Annotated in this window: 5 protein-coding genes and 1 pseudogene; all 6 read right to left on the bottom strand. The window is 63.2% G+C overall.

Going from position 1 to position 2,653, the window contains the following annotated elements; genetic code table 11:
• Window positions 1-401: IS66 family transposase (locus JKG68_RS31805; protein ID WP_202066374.1), on the bottom strand; the 401-nt coding region annotated here is incomplete at its 3' end.
• 79 nt (window positions 402-480) lie between these two features.
• Window positions 481-837 carry an IS66 family insertion sequence element accessory protein TnpB gene (gene tnpB, locus JKG68_RS31800; protein ID WP_202066373.1) on the bottom strand — a complete coding sequence of 119 codons (357 nt, stop codon included), beginning with the start codon at window positions 835-837 and terminating at the stop codon, window positions 481-483.
• Entirely contained in the window at window positions 834-1,223 is a 390-nt protein-coding gene (gene tnpA / locus JKG68_RS31795; RefSeq protein WP_202066372.1) for an IS66-like element accessory protein TnpA, read from the bottom strand. The genes tnpB and tnpA overlap by 4 nt, the downstream gene beginning before the upstream one ends.
• A 149-nt stretch (window positions 1,224-1,372) precedes the next feature.
• Entirely contained in the window at window positions 1,373-1,633 is a 261-nt protein-coding gene (locus tag JKG68_RS31790) for a hypothetical protein (protein WP_202066371.1), read from the bottom strand.
• A 73-nt stretch (window positions 1,634-1,706) separates the two neighbouring features.
• Complete coding sequence (locus JKG68_RS34425) at window positions 1,707-1,931, bottom strand: phage major capsid protein (RefSeq protein ID WP_376773251.1); 225 nt, start codon at window positions 1,929-1,931, stop codon at window positions 1,707-1,709.
• Between the two features lie 101 nt (window positions 1,932-2,032).
• Window positions 2,033-2,539, bottom strand: a pseudogene (locus JKG68_RS35090) (phage major capsid protein); the annotation flags it as partial.
• Window positions 2,540-2,653: the final 114 nt, after the last annotated feature.

The following is a 2,653-nucleotide window of genomic DNA, read 5'->3' as shown; positions in this document are numbered from 1 at the left end:
ACACGCAGTTGCGCCGGCACGATGTCGAGCCGCTCGGAGATGTCCTCGCCGATGCGGTGCAGGAGGTTGCGGCAGCACGGGCAGGTCGTATCCTCAACGTCGATGATCGTCTCGACCCGCGGCAGATGGGCCGGCAACGCTCCCCGGTTCCGGCGTCGCCGAGCCGCGCGGCTTTTGCGCTCGGCCGGATCCGCCTGCTCGTGGTGGGCTTCCTCGGCAGCTTCGGCCTGCTCGGCTTCTTCCAGCCCGAGCAGCAGCTGATCCTCGGGTAGGCTCTCGGCTCTGCGACCGAAGCGGTGACGCTGCATCGCCTTGATGATCTGCTCCAGGCGCTCGGCCCGCGCCCGCTCGGCCAGAAGCATGGCCTTCAGCAGGTCAGGATCATCCGGGAGAACTTGCATCGCGCTGGTCACGAGGGATAGTGAATCATGCTTCGCTGCGGTCGACGATTGCTCTTACGGGGTGGAGCTGACGGCGCAATCAACTCGCCGCCGATGGCACTGTCGTCTGGCGCGCCTCATGCACACGGCGCCAATCCAAACCTTCGAGCAGAGCGGAGAGTTGAGCGGCTGACAGGTGGATGACTCCGCCCTGCGCCTTGGGCCAGCGGAACTCGCCATCCTCCAATCGTTTGGCGACCAGCACGACACCAGTGCCATCCCAGAACACCAGCTTGATGCGATCCGTGCGTTTGGCGCGGAACACGTACACGGCGCCGGAGAACGGATCGGCTCCCATGGTGTCGCGCACCAGGGCGGCCAGTCCATCGGCACCTTTACGAAAGTCGACGGGCTTGGTTGCCACCATCACGCGCACGCTGCCGCTCGGCCCAATCATCGCAGGCTCTTGAGCGCGTGCAGCACGAGGGCCAATGTCGCGCCATCGACGCCTGGCGGCACACGAATGATGGCGCCTTCCATGGCAATCTCGATCACCGCCTCAGGACAGGCTGCGGGCTGCGGCGGGTCAGGGGCGACAACAACAGGGGTAAAGGCTAGCGGAGGATCAGCCGCTTCTCGCCTCGCCTGACGGCGCCAGGTGAACAGGTGCTGGGGCGACATGCCGTGGCGGCGGGCCACCTCGGACACCACCGCGCCCGACACCATCGCCTCCTCCAGGATCCGCGCCTTCTCATCCGTCGGCCAGCGCCGCCGCCCGCCGGCTCCTGTGATCACTTCCAGGCGCCGCACGGGTCGGGGCGGCTCAAGCATATGGTCAACCATCGACACAAAACGATCCCCAAGCAGAGATCGTCAGTCTCGCCCCTCAGACATGCGAACGTAAGGTGGGTTCAGAACACCGCTTACGGTAAGACTTCACTTCCTCAAGATATAGCGGCGGGCGTGCTGGAGGCGTGACGATGGTGAGCATGTCACTTCCCCTTGCGCGTACCGCGCTTGGCCTGGGTAACCGCCGCTGCCGTCGTCTCGGGTGCTGTCCCCTTGTTCTCCGGCTCGGGAGCCATCTTGTTCTGGGGTGCTGGCGCCGCCTTCTCGGCTTTAACCAGTTGCGCCAGACCAAGGTGTACGAGCTCTCCGGCACGGACCTCAGTCACTTCGAGAACGTCTCCGACCTCGACCAGCCCTCCCTGAGGCGTTGCGTTGAAGGAGCGCAGTGCTTTGACTTTGATCATGATGGCCTCCGAAAATGAAGAAGGCCCAGTGCGTGACCGGGCCTTCAGGTGCGTGCGGGATACTCGGCTGCCCTCAGCTGGCGTTGCCGCTCACCAGGTTGCCGAAGACAAACAACTCCGGCCGGGTGACAGCGAGCGCCAGGCGCTCTTCTGCCCTGATCGTGACAGCGTTCTTGATGAAGTTGTCGCGATCCTCGGTCGAGACCTGCACATTGGCGTCTTCCCGGTCGAAAATCTGCGCCGCCATATTGAAGGCGCCAACCATGAACTTGCCGGCCGCGATGGCATCGCTGTCCACCACGGGAAAGCCCCAGAGCCGCTTTTCGACAGCCCCGCGGGATCGCCCACGACATAGTTGCCGTTGTCGTCCTTCAGCGCTTCGATGTCAGCCCAATCGATGGGGTTCATAACGACCGCACTTGCTCGATAAAGCGCAACCCGAACCTGCAGGATGGTTCGGCGGATACGATCAATTTTCGTATCGCTCGCTTTGGCATAGGTCGCGTAGTCGAACACCGTGGCCTGTGGGATGAGGCCGATCAGGTTCTGACCCGTTCTGTCGCCGGCGAGGATCGGTGCCTCCTCCGCGAGTGCCAGACCATAGCGGGCTCGTCCGTCGATGTAGGACTGAACCAACGGTATATCGTCGAGCACCTGCTTGGACGCGTGGAACCAGTGCGCGATGGTCCGCACCGGTGTGGTCACCGGATCGAACGCTAGGTCGGACTGGGGCTTCTGCGCCAGTTCTGCGACCGGTGCCGCCATGTTCTGGAAGCCGGTCTCCTTCACATATTCGATTGCATTGGAAGAGGTCCGGCCAGGCATGAGCAGGTCACGGATCGTGAAGGTCCGCAGGCCAGGTGTGACGATGTAGGGTAAACGATCCGGCCGGATTGCATCACCCACGCCACCCGTGCCTGTGGTGGCGGAGGTGATGCTGGTTGATCCTCCCTCGCTTTGATGGACACCTTTGAGACGCTCGTGTGGGAGCGGAAAGGTGTTTGATGACAAGGCGAGAAT

It is taken from the genome of Microvirga aerilata, assembly GCF_016743775.1.
Lineage (GTDB): Bacteria > Pseudomonadota > Alphaproteobacteria > Rhizobiales > Beijerinckiaceae > Microvirga > Microvirga aerilata.
Note: the sequence above shows the minus strand (reverse complement) of the source record. Positions and strands in the feature narration are given on the sequence as shown.